The organism is Nocardia sp. NPDC058497, from assembly GCF_042720195.1.
Taxonomy (GTDB): domain Bacteria; phylum Actinomycetota; class Actinomycetes; order Mycobacteriales; family Mycobacteriaceae; genus Nocardia.
Map to the genome: position 1 here is coordinate 1 of NZ_JBHXMY010000708.1, position 2,716 is coordinate 2,716.

Consider the following 2,716-nt stretch of genomic DNA (forward strand, 5'->3'; position numbering starts at 1 on the left):
GGGCTGGGATTTGTTTATAAGACCCTGGCCAGGTGTCGCCCGACACTTTGGGGGTGCCGGCGAAACCGTCCCGGTAGACGCGGAAACAGACGTTCACCCCGCGTAGGCGGCGTGAATCGACGACGCCCGAGAAGGGCGGTGTCTGAAATCCATCCAGTTTTCAGACATGCTGTCAGTCGAAGAGCTCGCTCGCTCGCGTAGCGGTCAAGGCCTGCACCAGCCAGGTGTTGAGCTGAGCGAGGTCGGTGGTCTCGGCCAGTCGCGCCCGATGGGCAGCTGACAGCTCGATGCCCCTTCCAGTGAGCACCGTCAACACCGACCGCGCCGCCTGTTCAGCCCGCCCTTGCGCGAGGCCCTGCTCGCGCCCCTGCTCGAGGCCCTGCTCACGTAGCCGCTGAGCCGATTCCGACCGGAAGAACGACAGATCAGTAGCCATTTGGTCCCTCCAAAGCTGGGCGGCGTCGGTATGTGAAATTCCCTGTTCGACGAGTGCTGATCTCAGTCTCTGTGCGCACCGGACGTCGCGATGGCTTCGATCGCGTCGATCAGGCGTTGCTTGCCCGCGGGTTCGATGTGTAGATCCTGGTACCGCCGGTAGGTGAGATAGCGGCCGTCGTCTGCCACGTCGAGCCAGGTCAGATACCGTGCGGGCGTTGGGCGTTCGGTGTGCAAACCCACTCTGGCCTCGATGTGTCCTGAGGCGGTGCGGCGGGTTTCGGTGAGGCGGTGCATGCGGGCGGCGACGGAATCGGGTGGGCGCTGCCAGGATTCGAAGTGCGCGGCCAGGCGGTCGATGTCCTCGACGAGGTGTCCCGCCTGACCCGCCTGCAACTCGCCGAGGAAGGAGGCGAAGGCGCGGGCCACCATCCCGGCACTGCCGGAGAACACTTCGACGCTGTTGTCGTCGTACTGCCGGATCACGACACCGCGCTCACCGGACCGCGCCCCGTAGGCGCGCAGCCGGGGTCCGGCGTCGTCGAATACCGCCAGCGCGGTGTCGGGCCTGGCGGCATGCCGTAGCACCGCGGTCAGGTCCGGATCGGCGCCGGTGGGCCAGCGCTGCGCCGCGGCCTGAGCGAGTGCCGCGTACCGGTCTTCCGTGTCGGCGGCCGAATACACGGTGAGCGGAAAGGGGTACCGGTCGTCACCGGTTTCCGCCTGCCAGACGTGCGCGAATTCGTCGGCGGTGAAGGTCCAGCTCACGATGCCCCCGCGCCGCGCTGGTCCTCCGCGAGGCGGGTCGCGGGTGCGTCGGATCCGATGGCTCCGGGCACCGTGGGCTGTTCCGGCCCGAGCAGCTCGGGCTGAACTCCGCGAAGGTAGTCGGGCGCCTGATGTTCGTCATCGTCGTCGCCTTTGCCGCCGCGCGCGCCCGGCGCGCCCATCATGCCCGGCGAGCCAATGCCACGCGCAGATGCCGCGCCTGCCGCACCGGAAAGGCCGGCGGCGGCGAGGTTTTGACCGGCAGCGACCGGCGAACGCCCGGGGACGGAACCGCCAGGACCGAGAGTGCCGCCGCCGCCCGAGCCGGCCCCACCACCCGGCGATCCGCTCCCTGGCGATCCACCGGACGGGTTGGTTCCGGTGCCCGGCGTGGCCGCGGCGGGTGCCGTCGCCGCGGGATTGGTGCTCGTGGGATCGGCGCTGTTCTGCCCCTGGGTGTTGTCGTCGCCGTTGCTGTTCCCGGTATCCGTCCCCGCCGATGACGTGTCGTCGTCGCCGTCGGTCGATTCCGGCTGCGCGGTGTCGTCGGTGGTGCCGGGGTCGCCGGAATTCCCTGCGTCGGCATTGTTTCCGGTACCACCGTCGTTGCCACCGTTGTTCGAGCCACCGCCACCCGTGCCTGTGCCGGTGTCGCCGCCGGTACCCGGCTGGGTGGGCGCGACGAAGGTCGGCACATTCTCACCCGCAGGGCCATAGGTCGGCTTGTAGGTCAGGTTCATCGCCGCGATCGCCTGGAGACGACGGTCTTCCTTCTCCCGCTCGACAGTTGCCGTATTGCCGGGCACCGCCAGTTCCGCCAGGGTCGCCGGCACCGAAGTACCGACGTCGATCGCCTCGGTCGAGTTGACCGGCGCAGGCACAGCCACTTTCACCGCCTCGGCACCATAAGCCGCGGCCTTCACCCGATGCCCGACCGCGGACAGCACCGTGTACACATCCGTCGCCTCGGTGACGAACCGCCGCCCGGCAGCTTCCCCCGCCGACGCGAACTCACCCTGGAGACTCGATGTCGCCCGCGCCGTCTGCACCATCAGCCCGGTCACCGCACCCGAGATCTCCGTGAACATCGCGACCCACTTGTCACCGAACTGCTGCATCACACCGGGCTGCATCTGCTGCACCGCGTTGTAGATGTCCTGATGCGAAACACCTTCGAAGACTTCGAAATCAGCGATGTACTTCGGATCGGTGCCCCCGTGACTGAGCGACTCCTGCTGCCGCTCAGCACCCGTCTGCTGCTGTCGCCCGTTGGCCGTCGGCTCGAGTGGCGGTAGTCCAAATGTCGTCGAAAGAATGTCCGTCAGCGGTACTTGCGTTCCTCCCCCGTCCGCCATGGTCAGTTCTCCTTACCGATGGATTTCTCTACTACCGAGGCGATTTCCATGATGTTGGCGCAGGGGTCGAGATTCTGACTCCGCCCAAGACTAAGGCTGTGGGTCCGGACAATGACGACTCCGACTTTCGTCCGCAGGTGCACCCTGCACAACGACTC

The 2,716-nt window shown here is 67.3% G+C and carries 3 protein-coding genes; all 3 read right to left on the reverse strand.

Annotation, left to right across the window (positions count from 1 at the left end; all coding sequences use genetic code 11):
• Nucleotides 1–172: 172 nt before the first annotated feature.
• The 3 genes from ACFWPJ_RS29805 to ACFWPJ_RS29815 all read right to left on the reverse strand — a co-directional run bounded on the left by ACFWPJ_RS29805 (nucleotide 173) and on the right by ACFWPJ_RS29815 (nucleotide 2,558).
• Complete coding sequence (locus ACFWPJ_RS29805) at nucleotides 173–436, reverse strand: hypothetical protein (protein WP_378856390.1); 264 nt, start codon at nucleotides 434–436, stop codon at nucleotides 173–175.
• A gap of 62 nt (nucleotides 437–498) precedes the next feature.
• A complete protein-coding gene (locus tag ACFWPJ_RS29810; protein ID WP_378856392.1) occupies nucleotides 499–1,203 on the reverse strand; it encodes an ESX secretion-associated protein EspG in 705 nt (234 codons plus the stop codon).
• Nucleotides 1,200–2,558: a hypothetical protein gene (locus tag ACFWPJ_RS29815; protein ID WP_378856394.1), complete on the reverse strand. Its 1,359-nt coding sequence runs from the start codon at nucleotides 2,556–2,558 to the stop codon at nucleotides 1,200–1,202. Before ACFWPJ_RS29815 ends, ACFWPJ_RS29810 begins: the two co-directional genes overlap by 4 nt.
• Nucleotides 2,559–2,716 lie beyond the last annotated feature (158 nt).